Here is a 19,412-nt window from a genome sequence, read left to right on the forward strand (position 1 = left end):
GCGGCCAGGCGTAGGTCAATTTTTCGCCGAACGGTTGCCTGATTGGATGAAAAGCAGGGCCACCTGGCGGATGTCGGCGTTCGGTTTGCTGCTATAGGATGTATCAGGAAAACGGCACTCGCTGGCTAGTCGGCAAAGGCTATAATCGACCGTGTTTAGAACGCTATATCGTTTATCGTTGCGCTGGCAGGTATGTGTCTGGTTTAGTAGTCGCCACCGGCGCCACCTCCACCGAAACTGCCCCCCCCAAAGCCGCCGAAACTACCCCCGCCCCCCCCAAAGCTACCACCGCCCCCCGACGAGCCGCCCCAGCCCGAGTAGGTTGATGTGGGGAAGAATACCGGTGGTAAGAAACCTCCGCCCCGGTTTCGATTGTTGCCCCCCCCTTTGTTACGTCGCGAAATCAGGAAGATGATGACGAAAATGATGAAGATCCAGATCAGGATACCGAACCCGTCGGAGTCGTTGCCGGACCGGGGTTCGGCTTTGTACTCACCCTGCGCCCGCCGAATGATCTCGGTAGTGGCTGCGTCGAGCCCCTGGTAATACTGTTCCTGCTTGAAGGCCGGTACCAGCGTGTTGCTGATGATCCGTTTGGCAATGGCGTCGGGTATGGCTCCTTCCAGCCCATAGCCGGTAGCAATATAAATTTTTCGGGTCTGGGTAGCCCAGGCCAGCACTAATCCGTTGTTTTTTCCTTTCTGGCCTACGCCCCACTTGCGCCCTACCCGAAAGGCAAAGTCGCCAATTGGATACGGTTCGGTAGTCCGAACAATAACGACGGTGATCTGGGTAGAGGTCGAATCATTGTAAGCGCGTAGTTTCTGCTCCAGCTGGTCACGTTCAGACCGGCTCAGCGCGCCCACAAAATCATTGACCAGCCGGGGCGGGTTGGGTCGGGCCGGAATGACCGAATCGGCGCTGCTGACCTGCGCCCGCAGACTCGGCGCCAGCAGGATAAGCAGTAGCACAACCGACCCTGTTTGGCCAATCAGGCGAATAAGACGGGTAAGTACGTTCACAGAATTAATGATCAAACGAAATGTCGTCGGCGAGTTCGTTGGTATCCGTTTCGCCATCGTACGGAAAATACTGGTGGAGCTGCCGACCTGCCTGGGCTATCCCCTGCCTGAGGCCACCGACATAGTCGCCGACGGCAAAATGGTTACGCAGCAGGTCTTTCGTCTCTTCCCAGAAGCCGGCAGGCACAACCGCATTAATGCCTTTATCGCCAATGACGGCGAACTTGCGGTCAGCATGGGCCAGATAAAACAAAACCCCGTTTTGCGCTTTGGTCTGGTGCATACCCAGCTGGGCAAACACCTCAACGGCCCGCGCTACGGGGTCCGAACCGGCGCAATGTGGCTCAACGTGTACCCGGATTTCACCCGATGTGGCTTTTTCGGCCTGTTGAATGGCCTCCACAATACGTTGCTGCTCGGCAGGAGAGAAAGGTGCTGTCATGATTCAGAGCGGGGTAATGCATACAGCAGACCGAATCTCTGTCTGCCGTATGCATTGATCACTGTACGTTAAAACTGTACGGTCGGAGCACTCTGGGCGGCCTGCGAGGCTTCGAAGAGGCCTTTGCGCTGGAATCCGAAAACGCCCGCGAAGATATTGTTCGGGAATGACCGAACCGACTGGTTGTAGCTGGTGGCTACCCCGTTGAAGTCATTACGGGCCACGGTGATCCGGTTCTCAGTGCCTTCCAGCTGTGCCTGCAATTCCGAGAAATTCTGCGTGGCTTTCAGCTGCGGGTAGCTCTCGGCCACCGCCAGCAGGCGAGACAGCGAACCGCTCAGCTGATCCTGGGCGGCCTGAAACTTCTGAATATTTTCGGGTGTGAGCTGGTCGGCATTGAGGTTGATACCCGTTGCGTTGGCACGAGCCTGGATTACAGCCGACAAGGTGCTTTTCTCAAAATTAGCCGCTCCCTGCACTGTCCGAACCAGGTTCGGAATCAGGTCGGCCCGGCGCTGGTACTGGGTCTGCACATTGGCCCAGGCGTTTTCTACCTGTGTATCTTTTGTCACCAGGCCGTTGTACGAACTGCAGCCGTATACGCCCAGAATAAGCAAAACAGCAACGACGATAATGGTTGTTCTTGACATAATTGTGGTACCGAAAAGGTGTTTATCGGATTCAAAACTGCTTAAAACTATGGATTTGTTTTTACTTTTTTTGGTTACCGGTTTTTTTCAGCCGTGAGCCACTTGTTTGGATTGATAATCGGCATGGGGTAGTTTTCGCCCAGCGCTACGCCGTACTCGTTCAGTTCCTGCTGGGGGATGTTCGAGACCATGTGTACCTGATGAGAAGGTACGCTGGCCAGCTCCGGCAGCCAGTGTTTGACGAACCGGCCTTCCTCGTCGTAACGCATGGCCTGGCTGTAAATGTTAAAGTACCGGTCTTCGCGCGGGTCGTTGCCCACCCCGGCTACGTAGTTCCAGTTACCCCAGTTGCTGCAGGGATCATAGTCGACCAGCAGGCTTTCGAAATAGGCGGCCCCCCAGGTCCAGTCGATGCCCAGATCCCGGACCAGAAAACTGCCTACATTCTGACGGCCCCGGTTAGACATAAACCCGGTCATGTTCAGCTCCCGCATATTGGCATCGATAAACGGAATGCCTGTTTCGCCCGCTGCCCACCGTAAAAACAGGTCCCGGTCGCGACGCCATTTTTTGCCGAGCTGATGGCGGATACCGCTGGGTTTGAAGAGCCGGGTGCCGTAACGCAGTGCCACAAACCGGAAAAAATCGCGCCAGAGCAGCTCGAAGATCAGCCAGTAGGTCGAGTCGTTTTTGACCCGGTCCTGCTCGTACCGCTTCACTTCTTCGTACACAAACCGGGGCGACAGACAACCCATCGACAACCAGGCCGAAAACTTGCTCGAATACGCTTCGCCGAGCATGCCGTTGCGGGTGTCTTTGTAGGTCCTGAGCAGGTCGCGATCCCATAGGTAGTGCTGAAGCCGGCTGAGTGCCATAGTCTCGCCCCCTTTGAAGCGTATGGCGGCCTGCGCGCTGGGCGAAAATTCGGACGGGAACCCAAACGTGGCGATAGTAGGTAGCGGTTCAGGCGCAATAGCCGAGCCGGTTCCGTCGGTAGCGAGCCGGACACGATCCGGTGCCGGAATTGCCTCACGCACCGGCGCATATTTCTCAATCCGGTTCCGAAACTGGGTGAACACATCGGGCAGTCTGGAAATTTCGAACGGCAGATCCCGGACGTGATAAAGCGTCGACTGCCAGAACAGATCCAGGTTGATATTGAGCGGCTTGAGCCGTTTGCTGAGATCTGATTCTACATCTGTTTCTTCCTGGGTTACTTCTTTGCTGGCGTAGATGGCAACGGCTTCGATATCTTCGGCCAGTTCGGCCAGGATAAGCGCCGGATTGCCGATACGAACAATCAGGTCGGCGCCCTTAGCCCGTAGCGACTGGCGCAGGTCCGCTACCGACTCAATTAGAAAACTGGTTCGGTACAGGCCGGTTTTGCGAAAGTTGAGGGGTGTGTCGGGGCGCCGGGCGCTGTCTAATTCGGTAAACCAGCGCGGGTCGAATACAAAAACGGGAAGCACTTCGTCGGCGTCGGCCAGCGCGCGGGAAAATCCCTCGTTGTCGTGTAGCCGCAGATCATTTCGGAACCAGTATACAATGCGTTTCATCTGTAAACAGCTGAGTAAGGAGCGGGTTGACCCTGGCCATCGTTTTCGGAAAAACCAACGGCCTGGCGGCAATCACTCCTTACTGATAACTGACAGCAGACATCACTGTTCGTTTAGGGCCCAGTTATAATCCAGAAAAGAAATATCGGTGTCCTTGTTGATTTTGGTTTTCGAATACCGATTTACCCAGTATTCGATGGACTTGTTGTCTTCTTTCCAGTCACCTTTGTACCAGTCGAAATACTTCGACAAGCTGGCTTTCTGCGGGCTGATCGCATTCTTTGCCGGGTTGTTCAGGAAATCGCTACCCTGGTCGTCGAGCTGGGCATCCAGCTTGGCGCCTGTGTAGGCTTCGTTACGGAGACGGGGACAGGAGCGAGCCGCACAAACCAGTGCAAAGTGAATCCGCTGGTCGTTGAACTTCTTACGGAGGGTTCCGTGCTCAATGTTGTCGAGGCTGATCTTTTCTGACCCGATCGGAATAAACTTGATGGCCCAGGGGGTGGTCACGAACGGAATCTTGATTTTGCTGCCGATGTCCTTGATACTTTTAACCGGGTAATGGTTCAGAATCAGCTTGATGGTGTAGGCGTTATAAGCGTTAATCCAGTAAGCGATCTGGGCGTCCTGACTCCATTTATCGGTTGGCGGGTTTTTCGAAAGCAGGTCGAGGTACTTATCCAGTTCTTTCTCATCGCTCCTGAAGCCTTTGTAGTTGACCAGCCCCTTTTCATTGATGTGTTTTTTGGCCAGCCGGTCGTAGATGCTGTGATCAACGGGGTCGGCCGCCAGCGTCATGACCGGGGCTGCCGGTGTGGTGACCGATCCTGGCTCGGTGAAGGCCACCAGGCTGGTTAGAGCAAAGCCTGTCAGAGTTACCAATATTCCTTTTTGTGTGTAGCGTTTCATGCGTATCGGCATTTGTTTAGAGATACATACGCCCACAAGCCGAAAAAGGTTTAGTCGGGAGTCTGCTCAGCCCGGCCCCGAGGGAGTGCTGGCCCCCGTACCTCATACTAGACTATTCTTGAACGCGTAGGCTACCATGCCGGCTGTGTTTTTGGTGCCTGTTTTCTCCAGAATGCGCAGGCGATGGCCTTCTACCGTGCGCGGACTGAGAAAGATCTTTTCGCTGATCTCGTTCGTTGACAGGCCTTCGCAGATCAGGGTTAGCACTTCTTTCTCCCGCTCCGAAAGTAGTATTTTACTGTTATAGAAGGGATTAGCGGGTTTCGATACGGTTGTTTTATTGGTCATTTTCCGCAGCATAGCCTTCGATACGAATTCGTTCAGATAAACGCCTTCGTCCATCACCTTGCGAATGGCTTTTTCAACCTCGTCGGCCTCGGCATCTTTGAGCAGGTAGCCGCTCACCCCTTTTTCGAGCAGGTGCAGTACCATCCGGTCTTCGTCGTGCATGGTTAGAACAACGATTTTAACCAGGGGCCAGTGTTCGCGGAGATAGTCGGCCGTAGCAGTGCCGTCCATAACCGGCATTTGCAGGTCAAGCAGTACGACGTCGGGCATTTTTCGGGGAACGCGTTCGATCAGTTCCTGTCCGTTGCCTGCTTCCAGGATCAGCTCGAAGTCGTGAACCTGACCAAGAATGGTGGCCATGCCCACACGAAACAGCGTATGGTCGTCGCAGAGGGCCAGTTTTATTTTTCTCATAGGAGGAAGCCAGTAAAATTGAGTCGATAGTTAGTCGTTTTGGCGGTGCTGTGGGGGAACAAATTAACGCATAAAACCAACAGTTTCTGCGTCTTCGAGCCTGACCTGTACGTGAATCTGTGAGCCCCGGCCGGGTGCCACATCGAAGGTGACATGACCATCGACCACACTCAGTCGGCTTTCGATATTGCGCAGGCCGAGCCCGGCGCGTTTGTCTTCCATAATGGCGTCGAAATCGAAGCCGACGCCGTCGTCGATCACCGACAGGCGAACCTCGCCCGCCGAGTTGTTCATGTGCAGGCAGTACAGCTGAATATCGATCTGGGTAGCCCGGGCGTGCCGAATGGCGTTGTTGAGTAACTCCTGCGCAATGCGGTAGAGCGTCAAACTCAGCGGGGACGATAGCTGCTGCAGATCATCGGGGCAGTCGAGCCGAACCAGAATATCGCCTTCTGAAGCGCGTTCGGCCAGTTCTTCGAGGGCGGGCAGCAGACCAAACCGGTCGAGGGTAGTAGGCACCAGATCACGGCTGATGCGCCTGACGTTGCTCATGGTCTCGTCGATCATGGCCCGGGTTTTCTGGACCTGGAGGGCTGTTCGCATATTCAGCGTATCGCCGTTCAGTTGCCGCTCTACCTGGTTGAGACTCATTTTGGTGACCGACAGCATGGTACCAATGCCATCATGGAGGTCGGCGGCCAGGCGTTTTCGTTCGGCTTCCTGACCACGGAAGGTCGCAGCCATAAGCTCACGCCGATGCTGTTCCTGTAGCTCCTTGAGTGCCAGTTGCTGCTTTGCCTGTTTTTGCTGGTAGTAGGCCACGAAAATGATGATGAACACGGCCATCATCAAGAGTACGGCCGTTCCGACCGCAATAACAAAACCGGAGTCCATCGGCGCTATTCATCCATTCGGCCGTAGCCAATTGCTGTAAATATGATGAATCGCAGGTCTAATGTCAACCCGGGAAACTACCCGTTTGAGGAAGTGGTAAAATGAGTTGACAACCCATCTGTTTCCAGCCCACTTTCTCTACCTTTGCTTATACCGATGCCGAACCCTTTTTAGAAGAGGGTCGTTACTTCGTTATTCACCAAAACACTCTTCGCTTCAGCGACAACCCCTCATGAGCGACGCCATCAAACATGAGTGCGGCATTGCCCTAATCCGGCTCCGCAAACCGTACCAGTATTATATTGATAAGTACGGAACGGCTCTTTATGCAGCCAACAAGCTCTACCTGCTCATGGAAAAGCAGGTAAACCGGGGCCAGGACGGAGCCGGCATTGCCAACATCAAACTCGACGTACCACCGGGCCATCGGTACATCAGCCGCTACCGCTCCGTTGATCAGCGGCCGGTGACCGACATCTTTGAGAAGGTCAACAAGAAGTTCCGGAAGGCCATCAAAGGTAATCGGGACAAGGCCAAAGACGCGCAGTGGCTCCAGGAGAACGTGGCGTTTACGGGCGAAGTCTGGATGGGCCATCTCCGCTACGGCACCCATGGCGCCAACGAGATCGAAAACTGCCACCCTATGCTCCGGCAGAGCAACTGGCGAAGCCGGAACCTGGTGATGGCCGGCAACTTCAACATGACCAACGTAGACAGCCTGTTCAACAAACTGGTTTCGCTTGGTCAGCACCCCAAAGAAAAGGTCGATACCGTAACGGTGATGGAAAAAATCGGCCATTTTCTCGATGAAGAAAACCAGCGCGTCTTCGACCGGTTCAAGGGTATCTACGAAAACCCCGACCTGTCAGACATTATCGAGGATAATCTCGATCTGCAACGGGTTCTGCACCGGTCGTGCCGCGATTTCGACGGTGGCTATGCCATGGTTGGTATGACGGGCTACGGGGCCTCGTTCGTAGCGCGCGACCCGGCGGGTATCCGCCCGGCCTATTACTATGCCGACGATGAAGTGGTGGTGGTAGCCTCGGAGAAACCGGCTATCAAAACGGCATTCAACGTAGAATACAGCGAAATCAAAGAAGTACAGCCCGGCCATGCGCTCATTGTTGACAAGTATGGTGAGTACGGCGAGTACGAGTTCATCCAGCCGGTCGAAAAACGGTCGTGCAGCTTCGAGCGGATTTACTTCTCGCGGGCTACCGATCCCGATATTTATAACGAGCGTAAGATGCTCGGCAAATTGCTGGTTCCGCAGATTCTGAAAGAGATTGATTACGATCTCGAAAATACGGTCTTCTCTTACATTCCGAACACGGCCGAAACCGCGTTCTTCGGTATGGTAGAAGGGCTCGAAGAATATCTCTATAAACAGCGGAAAAAAGCCATCATGGAGGGTATCCTGTTCGAGCAGGAGCTCGACCGGGTGCTGTCCTTCCGGCCGCGGGTAGAGAAGCTGGTTTCCAAAGATGTGAAGCTACGCACCTTCATTACCGACGATAGCCAGCGTGACGATATGGTGTCGCATGTATATGACACAACGTTTGAAGTTATCCGGAAGGGTAAAGACAACGTGGTTGTGGTCGATGACTCCATCGTACGGGGAACTACGCTCGAGAAAAGCATCCTGAAGATGCTCGACCGGTTGGGTCCTAAAAAAATCATCATTGTCTCGTCCGCTCCGCAAATCCGTTTTCCTGACTGCTACGGCATCGATATGTCAAAGTTCAAAGAATTTGTTGGTTTCCGGGCTGCGCTCGATTTGCTGCGTGAGCGGAATCAGGAAGACATCATCGAAGAAGTCTATGCCCAGTGCGTAGCGGCTATCGAGTCGGGTAATGCTACCAAAGATAACTACGTGAAAGCGTTGTTTGACCCGTTCACGCACGATGAACTGTCGCAGCAGGTGGCCCGGATCGTTACGCCATCCGATCTCAAAGCGCAGGTGGCCGTGGTGTACCAAACGGTTGAGAACCTGCACCGCGCCTGCCCTAACCACTCGGGCGACTGGTACTTTACGGGCAACTACCCAACGCCGGGTGGTAATAACGTAGTTAACAAAGCGTTCGTCAACTTTATGGAAGGTAAGCTCGTTCGGGCCTACTAAGCCACCCTGTATAGATAACGAGTCGGCCCCCGGGCGTACAGAACCTGTACGCCCGGGGGCCGACTCATGTCTTGTATTTATTTCGCCCAGGCCAGAGCGTTTATGTTGGCCCCGATTTTTTTGCCTTCAGCCAGCCCCGTTTCGTTATCCTGCGCGGTGTGGATGTTGCCGTAAAAGCGCGAATCGGCTGATTCCTGCGCCGAAGCGGCAAATGACGTAAACGTACGGGCTTTAAATTCTACGTTCCGCGATGCATCCCTGGCGCGGTTGACGTGCGAATTGTCCGTGAACGTAAAATTGTCCCCATACAAAGCCGTCAGTACGGTGGCCGCCGATGATGACTGGGTAGCATGGCCAGACGGAAAGCCCGGGAAGGGCGGAGCGGGCCAGAACGGAACCCAGGATGGGTCAATGGCCAGCCGGACGTAGGTGTAGGGGCGCAGGTTGTTGTAGACAAATTTACACCGCCAGCACAGAATGAAGGCATCGGCTACGGCTATACCGGTACGCGCAAAGGTTTCAGCGGCCTTGGCCAGGCCGGCTTTAGCCGTCGTTACGGTGATCAGCGCGATACTGTAGGAGTGGCCGGGTGGTGTAAAGGTCTCGCCAGGATTATCGGCCCACCAGACGGCAATCTCTTTCTCGGTCTGGGTCAATACCTTCGACTTGTTATAAACGTCCAGGTACTGTTTAAAAAACGGTGAGTTAGTATTGGTTGAGTAGGCCAGCGGTTTCGGCATGGGCAGCGCTTCATTGGCTTTCACGAACGTTCGGTTGCTCCCCCAGTAGGGCTGCATAGGAATCTTCACCCCATTCTCCGTCGGTTGCCACATGCCGGCGCCAGATGGAACGACGAAACTGGCTGGGAAGTTACGGCTGTATCCTTCGTGACCACCGTCCGACTTAGAGTAATCAAATACGGCCTTGGCAATCGATTGGCCAAAGCTGATCGACTGCTGGTTTATTGTCTCGTCGGTTTCTTTAAACTGGGTCAGCAGCGCTGTTTCCAGCGAGTCGATCGTAGCTTTGTTAGCCGCTGAGGTGGTGGCGTACAAACTCCGTAGCATAGCAGCCTGTGCCGCATTGGCACTCAGGGCCCAATTATAGGTTTTGCCAGCCTCCGGTACAGGTAAGGTAGTCAGGCCCTGAAGCTGCCCTACCAGCGATTTGCGGTTACTAATGCCCGGCACAACCGACTCATACATAGTGAGGCCGGCATAGCCAAAAGCGCGCGATGCTACAGGTGGCGTAAAACCGGGCGTAGTGCGCGTTAGCTTAAGCTGGAGGGAGGCCCATTTGGTAGCCACATCGGCCGAATACTGATCGGCTGTCTTTCCGCTGGGAGTTACCGCGTCGTCAGGCTGTTTGCGGCACGACTGGAGTAAAACAAGCAGACAGAGTATAGCTATCGAGAAATAGCGACTTTGGTCATGCAAGGATGTACGAGTTACAGTAAGTACTTGTCGATTCATATGGTTTTGTGTGATGTGAGACCCCTGCTATGCATGATCACATTAGCGATCGACTATATAAATAGCAAAAATACTGCCAAATCGAGTAGGGGTCCTAAGGCTGAAATCGTGATTAAGACGGGTTTAGGCGTAAATTTGGCTATTCATTGACGTAATGAAATCCAATGCGAATTCCTGAAGAAACAGTTGAACGAATCCGACAGGCGGCAGATATCCTGGAGGTGGTCGGTGATTTTGTCTCGCTGAAGAAGCGGGGTAGTAACTATACTGCCTGCTGTCCCTTCCATAATGAGAAGTCGCCTTCGTTTAACGTAAACCCGTCGCGGCAGATCTACAAGTGCTTTGGCTGCGGCAAGGCAGGAGACGCGGTTAAGTTCGTTATGGATATCGAGAACATTGGCTACGGCGAAGCACTGCGCTATCTGGCCAAGAAATACGGCATTGAGATCGAAGAACAGGAGCAGACACCCGAAGATCTGCTGCGCCAGAATGAGCGGGAGAGCCTGCTGATTGTGCTGAACTTTGCCAAGACGTTTTTTCAGGAGACCTTATTGCAGACAGACGAAGGCAAAAGCATTGGCCTGACTTATTTTCGGGAGCGTGGTTTTACAAACCCAACCATTGAGGCTTTTGATCTGGGATACAGCCTTGACCAGTGGGACGCCCTCCTGCAGGAAGGTAGCCGACGTGGGTATAGCCGCGATCTGCTCGAAAAAGCCGGACTCATTTTGAGCAAGGAAAACAACAAGACCTTCGACCGTTTCAGAGGGCGGGTCATGTTTCCAATTCATAATGTGTCGGGCCGGGTTATTGCCTTTGGGGCGCGTATTCTAAAGGCCGATAAAACGCAGCCCAAGTACCTCAACTCGCCCGAAACAACGGTCTATCACAAGAGCCAGGTGCTGTACGGCATCTTTCAGGCCAAGCAGGCCATCCGGCAGGAGGATGTGTGCTACCTGACAGAAGGATATACCGATGTCATATCGCTTCACCAGGCTGGTATCCGAAACGTGGTGGCTTCGTCGGGTACTTCGCTGACGACCGAGCAAATTCGGCTGATTAGCCGGTTTACCCCCAACGTGACCATCCTCTATGATGGCGACGCGGCCGGTATCAAAGCGGCCCTGCGCGGTCTCGACATGGTGCTGGAAGAAGGGCTGAACCTGCGGCTGCTGCTGTTACCCGATGGCGAAGATCCGGATAGCTACGTGCATAAAGTAGGGGCCGATGCCTTTAAACTGTATATCCGTACCCACTCTAAAGACTTCATTGATTTCAAAGCCAGTCAGTGGCTGGCCGAAGCGGGCGATAATCCGCTCAAACGAGCCGAAGGAATATCAGACGTATGCGCCAGTATCACCCGAATACCCGATCCACTCAAGCGCCAGACTCTGTCGCAGCGGGTGGCGCAGGTATTTCACGTAAGTGAACAGTCGGTTATCACGGAGATCAACCGGCTTCTTCGGCAACAGCAGGATCAGCGGCAAAAAGAGGCCGAGCGGCAGCGCGATCGTAACAACCGGCAGCAACCAGTCGGCGGCATCCCTGCCCCCGACGCGTCGCTGGAGGAGATCAATGCGCTGCTTAACGGGTTGAGCGTTGATATGCCGCCCGATGAAGCAGAAGCGCCCCACAGACCCAGTCCTACTCCGGCGGCAACGGCCCGTACTCCGCTCTCGTTTCAGGAAGAAGAATGTATTCGGCTGTTGATGAACTATGGCGCGCGGGAGCTGGAGCCCGGTATCACGCTCTGCCAGTACGTACTCTCAGAACTGCACGAGATCGAGTTTCAAACTTCGCCTTATGATCTGATGTTAACCTTGTATCGGGAGGCCTACAGCCGGGGAGAGATCCTGCTGGCCCATGACTTCCTGAACCGCAATCCGGCGGTTGTGCCGAATGCGAGTGCTGCCGATATGCAGCATCAGGCTATTAATCTGACAACCCCCCGGTATGAGATCAGTGATGGGTGGGAGAAACACGAGATATTCGTGCCGTCAGAAGAGGAAGTGAAAATCCTGGCCGAAGCAGCCTGGAAGAATGTGTTGCGCATCAAGAAAATGCTGGCCGAGCAACGCATGGTCACCCTTCAACAACAACTCCGCGACGTCAGCAGTAAAACCCCCGAAGAAGCGGATCAGCTTATGACCGAATTCATGCATTTTAAGCGAATCGATATGCAGATTTCGTCCCTGTTGGGAACGGTCATTTCGGGCTGAGCAGCTTCGCCGAAAATTGTATTTTTCCTGGAAAGTAACTTTTTGTGGATTTGTATGTGTATTAGCAATAATGCTAACATTTACTATCCATTTAGTCGATTTGTGATCATTGCATGGTAATTTTTTACTACGTTTACCATAAAAAAAGCCCCTCAACGTATCGAGGGACTTACCTTTATCAATAGGGAAGTGAACACTACGCTTGAGCTACGTTGCTGAAACTGACCAATTCAGCGTCAATTTCGCGGTTTAGCTCATCCAGGAGGCAGGCGTGAGAGCGTAGCTGACCTGGTTTTGACGGTTGTGCAGAACGTCCTGGTTTTTGACCAGACATGTCCAGCAACAGCGTCATAAGCGCATCGCTCATATGTTGCCGCAAGGCAACGAGCCGACGCAGCTTTGCTTTGTTAGCGCCGGGGTTTCGCCGGGCTGTAACTTGTAAAACGTTGATAACCTCAGTTAGCTTTCCATAACGCTGATGAAACGCTTCGGCAGCTTTTGCCCACTCGATAATCACGTTTTGTACCTCTACTGATGACGCTTCGTATCCAGACGACATTACCTTTTCTTCCTGATTCATCACACAAAAAATTTGAGTACGTGATTCTTGACTGATGATCAAAATAGGCCCTTCTATTTCGTTTAGACAAGCCACTATGCGTGAAATCACCCTTTTTATGCGTGAAATCACCCATAAAGTCGGATGGCTTTAGCAGCCAATAAACCTTTATGGGTGATTTCAGACGGAAAATAGGTGATTTCAGACGTTCTCCCTTGCCTGGTCGGGCAAGCGGGCTTTAGATTTCAGCACTTATGCAACCTAGCATATTATGAGCCACTCAACCGACGGCCAGGAAGCCGCCAAAAATTTTGCGATTCGACGCCGGGATTTCTCTATCCTCGTAGCTCAGTCAGAAGTGTTCACGTGCGAGGTATTGAGCCAGCTCCTCAAGGAGCAGGGATATAACGTAGTAGGCCGTGCGGTAGAAGTAGAGGATACCCTGCAGCAAATTCGGGTTAAGCGTCCACAGTGCGTGATCCTGGAGTCAGAGATATCAGGTCGGCAGAGTTTCGATATTGTTCATCAGATGAGGCAATCCAACCAGCAGACCAAGTTCATATTGTATGCTAGTAAACCGGATTTACGGATGATCGCCAATGCGATGCAATTGGGTTTTTTCGGGTTTCTGTACGCCAGTGACGGCCTGGAAGAACTGCACCGTTGCTTTCAGACGGTAAGCAGTGGCGGCTGTTATTACAGCACAGGGTTTATGGCGTTGCTCAAGAACTTCGGCGTCGAAATACTGGCCGATAGCACACGCAATGAACTGAACCGGCTCACGGATCGGGAACGCGAGGTACTGAAGATGGTGGCCAACGGTCATACGGCTACCGAAATAGCTGAGCAACTGGGTATAAGCTACAGAACAGCTATTAACCACAAAGCTCATATCGCTAAAAAGCTGGAATTGAGCAGCTGCAGGCAGTTACCTCGCTATGGTATTGCTGTCAAAAGCTACCTATAAATAGGTCAGGAGGTGAGAACGAAAGAATCTGCCGCGGTGTCTGTCTGCGATGACTGGGTGTTTTGCAGCCATTCTCTGAACTCCTGCATACGAGCCCGAGGAACAATGATTTCGTGCGCATCAGGTGTGTTTAGCCGTACTATGTACTTGCCATTTTCCCAGTATGAATAATGCTGAACAGCCTGACGGTTGATGATATAATCTCGTTTTATCCGGAAAAAGACGCTCGGGTCTACTTCGGTTTCAAGTTCGTTCAGCGTTTTGCTCACCAGATACCGCCCTTTGGTAAGCTCTGCGTAATAACTCCGGTCTTCAACCGTAAAGAAGCAGACTTCATTAATGGGGAAAGTCAGTTCGCCACCCCCGTTTTTGCCTTTCAACTGGGTCAGATAAGGCGATGGCGTGGTAGGCGTGGGTTTGGGTACAAACGTGGCTGATAGGGCCAGCGCTTCCTGAGCGGCTTTAGTGGCTTTGGCTTCGGCGGCCTCCTGGGCTTCCCGGCGCTGTTTCAGGAAGTCTGATAAGAGCGAAATATTTAATGCTATGTAACCGATTAGTATGACTGGGAATAAATACTTAAAGTAAGTGGCCCAGTTATAGGTGCCTATCAGGTAAAAAGTGAGGTAATCTGACAGCGAATAAGTGGGGAACTGCTCCAGTATGTACCGGACAGTTTGCGTGAACGGATTGAATATCCAGAATGCCACACCCAGAACAGGCAGAAACTTAAGCTCATACAGCCCTACAGCCTGCCAGTCATTTTCGACGGAAACCAGCTTTAGCCACTTGTGATAGCGGTTAACGAGCGCAATGGTGATGATAAGCGTAACCAGCTCAGGCAGGAACAAAACCCGCACCACCAACCCGACATAACTCAGAAAGCCGCCTGCTTTCTCCACTTTGTCTAGTTTAATGGCGTAGCCAATCGACCATGAAACCGCTTCGATGAGCAAAATGATACCCAGCAAAATGAGAATGCTGTTGATCGGTTTGCTCAGAAAACTGCGGGTGAGTCGGATCTCCTTCATGCTGTCCCCTTATTCAAAATCTCGACTAAGATACTGGTAATAATTAACTAATTCCAACATGCTTTTGTGACTTTTTCGTGATTGTCGGCCCCTGGGCCACCTGGTAGCTTTGTATCAACAAAACGGCACTACAAACGCCGGCTTACAAACAACCAAAAAACAATCAAACTGATAGTCACCATGAAAAAGCAATTCGCCATCAAACCAGCCAGTGTCCTGAAATCTTTGTCGAAATCAGTTGCCAAGTCGGAATCAGCTAACGTATTCAAATTCGTAAAGAGCCCGATCTGCTGTGATTCTGTCATGCTCATTAACGGACAGAACAAGCCAGTTTTCTCGCTCTAAGCCACACAAACCATGCCAACCCCACGGACATTGTATAGGCAGGAGTTGGCCCGCTGTCGTGAACATTTTGAGCGGGTCGACTTGCAGCGGGAGCGGGGCTACCTGATGAGGTTCACGACCTTTTCGGCAAACGTTGAAAACGTACTGCCCCACATTCCCCGAGACGAGCACGAAAGCCTTTTCAGGCAGCTTCTGTTGCAGCAGATCTTCGCCACCTTCGATCAGCAATGTCTGACGGCTGGTGACCTGGTAAAACTGAACGGAATGCGTACAGCGTCGTTTGCCGCCGGTACCCCAGCTATTTATTGTACTTATCACCTCGGCTCGTACAGGCTGCTCACCAGCGTGCTGTTTAGACAAGGGGTCGACTGTGTGCTGCTGGTGGGGAACAACATGAACCGCAGCCAGGGCGATGGTATGGTTGAACACATTGAGGGTCTGCGCCAGAAACATGGACTGACCAATTCATTCCGGATAGTCGAAGCGGGGAGTCCGACCGCCGGCTTAACGGTACTGCGGGAGCTGAAAGCCGGGCGATCATTGATCGTCTACGTAGATGGAAGTCCTGAGACGGCCCCCGAGCCGGGCCAGGAAGATCAATTTCTGTCAGTCAGGTTTGGCAAGCGACGGTTATTGACCCGCAAAGGGGTAGGGTATCTATCGCATGCTGCTGGCGTGCCTATCGTACCGGTCGTGAGTTACCGGCAGGATGACCTGACCAACGTGTTGCAGTTTCTGAGCCCAATACGCCCGATCCGGCAGAGTGACCGGGATATGTATTGCCGGGAGGCTATGCAACAGCTTTACGACGCCTTCTGGCCGTATCTGAACCGATACCCGGAGCAATGGGAAGGGTGGAATTTTGTTCACTCTTTCCTCGAGCCAGAGAAGCTTCGTCCTGATTCAACCCAGAGACGGGTAGTAAAACCGGCCTTTAATGCGGATCGCTATACGCTTTGCGATCTGGAACAGGCCCCAATCCTGTTCGACCGGCGTCTGTATCAGACGTATGAAATAACGGAAGATCTGCGCGATCTGCTGCTCAACCTGAATAGTGTTGAGTCAGTGGAAGCTGTAGTCGGACAGGAAGTATTCGGCGAACTCGTCGAACTTGAAGTGCTTTACTAACTATTACAGCATTACTTATTGATACAAGAAAGGCTTACCGGATGGTAAGCCTTTCTTGTAAGCTGCTGGTTCAGACAATGCCGCCGAGGTCTATCTCGTCGCCCGATTTGTTGAAGAATTTGAAATTGACAATGCCCAGCGAGCTGTCTTTAACCAGTTTGACCCAGGTTTTGTACTTCATATACCATTGCATCTGTTTTGAATAAACACCTTTGGTATAATATGAATACAGAAATGGGTGCATCGAGATTGAAATACCACGCTCGTTCTGTTTGGTCAGCACGTAGTCGAGGTTGTTCTCGATCACGTCGGTAACCAGCACACTGGCCTGGATGGTACCGGTGCCACCGCAGGTTGGGCAAACCTCGCGGGTAACAATATTCATTTCGGGCCGAACGCGCTGTCGGGTAATCTGCATCAGACCAAATTTGGTCAGGGGCAAAATGGTAAACTTAGAGCGATCGGGCTTCATCTCGTCGCGCATGATATCCTGCAGAAGTTTTTTGTTCTCTGCTTTCTTCATGTCGATAAAGTCGACAACGATAATCCCGCCCATGTCGCGCAGCCGGAGCTGCCGGGCAATTTCTTTGGCGGCCTCGCGGTTAACGCTGATAGCCGTAGCCTCCTGATCTTCTTCTGAGTTTGATTTGTTGCCACTGTTAACGTCGATGACGTGCAGCGCTTCGGTATGCTCGATAATCAGGTAACCGCCACCGGGTAAGCTTACCGATCGGCCAAACAGGGACTTGAGTTGTTTTTCTAGCCCCAGCGCTTCAAATACCTTTGTTTTACCGTTGTAGAGCTTAACAATCTTTTCTTTGTCGGGCGCAATCGTGTGGATGTAATTCCGGATTTCGTCGTACGATTCACGCGTATCGACGGTAATGCTTTCAAAGGACTCGTTGAGCATGTCGCGCAGAATTGACGACGCCCGGTTCATTTCGCCCAGTACCCGATCGCGGGGCTTGGCCTCTGACAGGGTTTTGACGGCCTGTTCCCACTTGGCTAGCGAGTTCTGCAGGTCGCGGTCGAGTTCTTCTACGTCTTTTTCCTGAGCTACCGTACGAACAATAACGCCGAAATTCTGGGGCTTCAGCGATGACATCAGCCGCAGGAGCCTGGACCGTTCGGCACGGTCGGTAATTTTTTTCGATAGGTTTACGCCGTCTGAAAACGGCACCAGAACCAGATAGCGGCCTGCTATTGAAATGTCGCAGGAAAGGCGTGGGCCTTTGGTTGAGATGGGTTCTTTAACCACCTGAACCAGGATGGGAGCGTTTTTCGTCAGTACCTTATCGATCTTCCCAATTTTTTCGATAGCCGGCTCCAGCTTGCTGCCGTTTAGCCGACCGGTGGTGACGCGCTTGGCGATAACATCTTTGACAAACTTGTTGAGCGAATTAATATTCGGCCCCAAGTCCTGATAGTGCAGGAAACCATCTTTTTCGTGGCCTACATCCACAAAGGCTGCGTTGAGCCCCGACGATAGTTTCTTGACTGTTCCTAAATAAAGATCGCCAACAGTAAAGCTGCTGTCTAACTCTTCTTCGTGATACTCGAGCAACCTCTTGTTTTGCAAGAGTGCGATCCGATCACCTTTCTGAGTCGAACTGATAACTAATTCATTACTCACAAGATGAATGTACGGTTAAAATGGCTGTGTAAAAAGAAAGAAGCCACGTTCGGACTTTGCAGGCCGGCCGAGGCTTCTATAAAATGAGTTTCCAGTTTCCAGATCGTTGGTTTTCACGGGACGTTCCCGCAGACTGGCGGTTTGGTCAGCTACGCGTACGGGGTAGCAGGCTACTGAAAACGGTGAACTGAAAACGGTAAACTATTTCTTTTTATGCCGATTTTTTCTGAGCCGTTTTTTCCGCTTGTGGGTGGCAATCTTGTGCCGCTTCCGTTTCTTACCGCAAGGCATTGTATACAGTGTTTAATGGTTGAAAATAAATGTCGGTCAGCCAACCGGCAGACCCAACTAGTGATAAACGAGTTCAGACAGGTGGATTACCTGTAGTACCTGTTATTGTGACAGCCGCTCTTCGTATTCACGAATGGCAGCCAGAATCTGCGGGTCTTTCTCCTGCTGTTTTACCTGCGCCAGTACTTTTCTGGCTTCTTCTTTCTGACCGGCTTCGGCCAGACTGATGCCCAGATAAAACTGGGCTTTGCGACTCGCAGGGTTCACAATCAGAATCTGTCGGAACCGCTCAATGGCCCGCTCATACTGATTCGACCGCATCGACAGCAAACCCAGGTTAAACAAAGCCAGCTCGTTCGTAGGGTCCTGCTGCAACACCTGCCGCAGCAACATGATTCCCTGCATAGGCGTTTCGGTATTTACATACGTCATCGCCATATTGGCCTTTGCCTCCAGCAGGTTCGGATTTTTGGCCAGTACTTTCTGGTAAAAATCACGGGTTTTCTGGCCCAGCGCTGCCGTTTTCTGCTGATCAACGGCAAACGTATACGCTTCAAAATACTGATCACCCGCCTGCAGCAGATTCTGTTCGGTAGGCTGTTCAATTGCCAGTCGGCCCGCATAGTGGGCGGCACTGTCGAATCGATTGGCCTGTCTGAACACGTCAATCAGCTGCTTGCCAATGGTGAGTCGTTTGGCGGCATCGGCCGATGCATATTGTTGCTGTAACGCAACCACACGCTGCTGTACCGCTGCCGACAAAGGCTCATTGTGCATAGACGAGCGGTCGGGCTGGCTCGGATCAGGAGTACCTACCGAAGCCGCCTGGTTGAGCGAGTCAGTAGTAGAGGCCCGGTTGCCAGACGTTTGCGACGCTCGTTCATTTAACTGCTTGTCGGTATTACGTACAACGACTTTGGGGCGGGTATATAAGCCCGCTGTCAGAGCCGCTGCCAAAACAATAACAAGCAATACGTACTTATTCATAAGACTACATGATGCGTCGCAAACGTCAGGCGCCCGGAACTTTCAGGGCGTTTTCAGTTACTCAGCCGCAACTTTGGCTTTATCGCTGGTTTTTACCTGCTCAACAAAAATTTTGGCGGGTTTGAAGCTGGGAATATAGTGCTCGTCGATCACCATAGCGGTATTCTTCGAAATATTCCGCGCTACTTTCTTCGCTCTCTTTTTGTTGATGAAACTGCCGAACCCTCTCACGTAGATGTTCTCCCCCTCTGCCAATGAGTCTTTAACCACCGAGAAGAAGGTTTCCAGTGTGTTGGTTACCTCGGCTTTGTCAATCCCGGTCTTATCGGCGATCTCTGCAATTACGTCTGCTTTCGTCACGACTTTTTAAACTTTAACGTTTACTGTATTGTTGAAAATTCGGGTGTCAAAAATGGGACACAA

At 52.3% G+C, this 19,412-nt stretch carries 17 protein-coding genes; 4 read left to right on the forward strand and 13 right to left on the reverse strand.

Features of this window, described 5'->3' with window-relative positions:
• Positions 1 to 203: 203 nt before the first annotated feature.
• From FBR45_RS00845 to FBR45_RS00875, 7 genes are all read right to left on the reverse strand, one after another.
• Positions 204 to 1,022, reverse strand: coding sequence for a TPM domain-containing protein (locus FBR45_RS00845; protein WP_246082063.1), 819 nt, complete (start codon positions 1,020 to 1,022; stop codon positions 204 to 206).
• Between the two features lie 4 nt (positions 1,023 to 1,026).
• On the reverse strand, positions 1,027 to 1,464 hold the full coding sequence (locus FBR45_RS00850; RefSeq protein WP_138498447.1) for a TPM domain-containing protein: 438 nt from the start codon (positions 1,462 to 1,464) through the stop codon (positions 1,027 to 1,029).
• A gap of 68 nt (positions 1,465 to 1,532) precedes the next feature.
• Positions 1,533 to 2,114 (reverse strand): LemA family protein, encoded by a 582-nt coding sequence (locus tag FBR45_RS00855; protein WP_077924314.1) that lies wholly within the window; start codon positions 2,112 to 2,114, stop codon positions 1,533 to 1,535.
• Positions 2,115 to 2,188: 74 nt separating this feature from the next.
• A complete protein-coding gene (locus FBR45_RS00860; RefSeq protein WP_138498449.1) occupies positions 2,189 to 3,670 on the reverse strand; it encodes a DASH family cryptochrome in 1,482 nt (493 codons plus the stop codon).
• A gap of 102 nt (positions 3,671 to 3,772) precedes the next feature.
• Positions 3,773 to 4,579: a DUF547 domain-containing protein gene (locus tag FBR45_RS00865; RefSeq protein ID WP_138498451.1), complete on the reverse strand. Its 807-nt coding sequence runs from the start codon at positions 4,577 to 4,579 to the stop codon at positions 3,773 to 3,775.
• Between the two features lie 102 nt (positions 4,580 to 4,681).
• Complete coding sequence (locus tag FBR45_RS00870) at positions 4,682 to 5,341, reverse strand: response regulator transcription factor (protein WP_138498453.1); 660 nt, start codon at positions 5,339 to 5,341, stop codon at positions 4,682 to 4,684.
• A gap of 63 nt (positions 5,342 to 5,404) precedes the next feature.
• Positions 5,405 to 6,235 carry a sensor histidine kinase gene (locus FBR45_RS00875; RefSeq protein WP_138498455.1) on the reverse strand — a complete coding sequence of 277 codons (831 nt, stop codon included), beginning with the start codon at positions 6,233 to 6,235 and terminating at the stop codon, positions 5,405 to 5,407.
• Between the two features lie 232 nt (positions 6,236 to 6,467).
• Here FBR45_RS00875 and FBR45_RS00880 point away from each other — a divergent pair, with 232 nt between their 5' ends.
• On the forward strand, positions 6,468 to 8,360 hold the full coding sequence (locus tag FBR45_RS00880) for an amidophosphoribosyltransferase (protein ID WP_138498457.1): 1,893 nt from the start codon (positions 6,468 to 6,470) through the stop codon (positions 8,358 to 8,360).
• A gap of 77 nt (positions 8,361 to 8,437) precedes the next feature.
• On the opposite strand, the gene FBR45_RS00885 is transcribed toward FBR45_RS00880, so the two are convergent.
• Positions 8,438 to 9,796, reverse strand: a complete 1,359-nt coding sequence (locus tag FBR45_RS00885) for a vanadium-dependent haloperoxidase (protein ID WP_246082064.1) — start codon at positions 9,794 to 9,796, stop codon at positions 8,438 to 8,440.
• Between the two features lie 200 nt (positions 9,797 to 9,996).
• Between FBR45_RS00885 and dnaG the strand changes: the two genes are divergently transcribed.
• Positions 9,997 to 12,051, forward strand: a complete 2,055-nt coding sequence (dnaG, locus tag FBR45_RS00890) for a DNA primase (RefSeq protein ID WP_138498461.1) — start codon at positions 9,997 to 9,999, stop codon at positions 12,049 to 12,051.
• Positions 12,052 to 12,247: 196 nt separating this feature from the next.
• Here dnaG and FBR45_RS00895 read toward each other — a convergent pair whose 3' ends face one another.
• Positions 12,248 to 12,631 carry a hypothetical protein gene (locus FBR45_RS00895; protein ID WP_138498463.1) on the reverse strand — a complete coding sequence of 128 codons (384 nt, stop codon included), beginning with the start codon at positions 12,629 to 12,631 and terminating at the stop codon, positions 12,248 to 12,250.
• A 250-nt stretch (positions 12,632 to 12,881) separates the two neighbouring features.
• On the opposite strand from FBR45_RS00895, the gene FBR45_RS00900 reads away from it, so the two are divergent.
• Positions 12,882 to 13,577 carry a LuxR family transcriptional regulator gene (locus tag FBR45_RS00900; RefSeq protein ID WP_138498465.1) on the forward strand — a complete coding sequence of 232 codons (696 nt, stop codon included), beginning with the start codon at positions 12,882 to 12,884 and terminating at the stop codon, positions 13,575 to 13,577.
• Positions 13,578 to 13,582: 5 nt separating this feature from the next.
• On the opposite strand, the gene FBR45_RS00905 is transcribed toward FBR45_RS00900, so the two are convergent.
• A complete protein-coding gene (locus tag FBR45_RS00905) occupies positions 13,583 to 14,605 on the reverse strand; it encodes a LytTR family DNA-binding domain-containing protein (RefSeq protein ID WP_138498467.1) in 1,023 nt (340 codons plus the stop codon).
• Between the two features lie 357 nt (positions 14,606 to 14,962).
• Between FBR45_RS00905 and FBR45_RS00910 the strand changes: the two genes are divergently transcribed.
• Entirely contained in the window at positions 14,963 to 16,078 is a 1,116-nt protein-coding gene (locus FBR45_RS00910; protein ID WP_138498469.1) for a lysophospholipid acyltransferase family protein, read from the forward strand.
• A gap of 70 nt (positions 16,079 to 16,148) precedes the next feature.
• Here FBR45_RS00910 and FBR45_RS00915 read toward each other — a convergent pair whose 3' ends face one another.
• The 3 genes from FBR45_RS00915 to FBR45_RS00925 all read right to left on the reverse strand — a co-directional run bounded on the left by FBR45_RS00915 (position 16,149) and on the right by FBR45_RS00925 (position 19,349).
• A complete protein-coding gene (locus tag FBR45_RS00915; RefSeq protein WP_171044805.1) occupies positions 16,149 to 17,711 on the reverse strand; it encodes an Rne/Rng family ribonuclease in 1,563 nt (520 codons plus the stop codon).
• Positions 17,712 to 18,104: 393 nt separating this feature from the next.
• Positions 18,105 to 18,989, reverse strand: coding sequence for a tetratricopeptide repeat protein (locus tag FBR45_RS00920; protein ID WP_138498471.1), 885 nt, complete (start codon positions 18,987 to 18,989; stop codon positions 18,105 to 18,107).
• Between the two features lie 57 nt (positions 18,990 to 19,046).
• A complete protein-coding gene (locus FBR45_RS00925; RefSeq protein ID WP_077924301.1) occupies positions 19,047 to 19,349 on the reverse strand; it encodes an HU family DNA-binding protein in 303 nt (100 codons plus the stop codon).
• Between the last annotated feature and the right edge of the window lie 63 nt (positions 19,350 to 19,412).

The organism is Spirosoma lacussanchae (genome assembly GCF_005870035.1).
Taxonomy (GTDB): domain Bacteria; phylum Bacteroidota; class Bacteroidia; order Cytophagales; family Spirosomataceae; genus Spirosoma; species Spirosoma lacussanchae.